Raw genomic sequence first — 258 nt, 5'->3', positions numbered from 1 at the left:
AAGAGAAAAAGAAAGAGGAAAAGGGAGAGAGAGAAAGAAAAGAGGAAAAGGAGAAAAAAGAGGAAGAGAAAAAGGAAGAGAGAAAGGAGAGAAAAAAGAGAGGAGAAGAGGGAAAAAAAGAGGAAAGAGACGATGTTGAAAGAGGGAAGAGAGGAGAAAGAGGAAAGGGGAAAAAGAAGAAGAAAAAAGAAAAAGGGGAAAGAGGAAGGGAAGAAAGGAAGAAAAGGAAGGAGAGGGAGGGGGAGGAGGGGGAGAGGG

At 42.6% G+C, this 258-nt stretch carries 1 protein-coding gene; it reads left to right on the top strand.

Annotated features, from left to right (window positions below; all coding sequences use genetic code 11):
• Positions 1–258: hypothetical protein (locus A3223_RS10050; protein ID WP_180378710.1), on the top strand; the 258-nt coding region annotated here is incomplete at both ends.

This window comes from Campylobacter concisus (genome assembly GCF_002092855.1).
Lineage (GTDB): Bacteria > Campylobacterota > Campylobacteria > Campylobacterales > Campylobacteraceae > Campylobacter_A > Campylobacter_A concisus_AI.
This window is presented reverse-complemented; position numbering and strand designations above follow the sequence as displayed.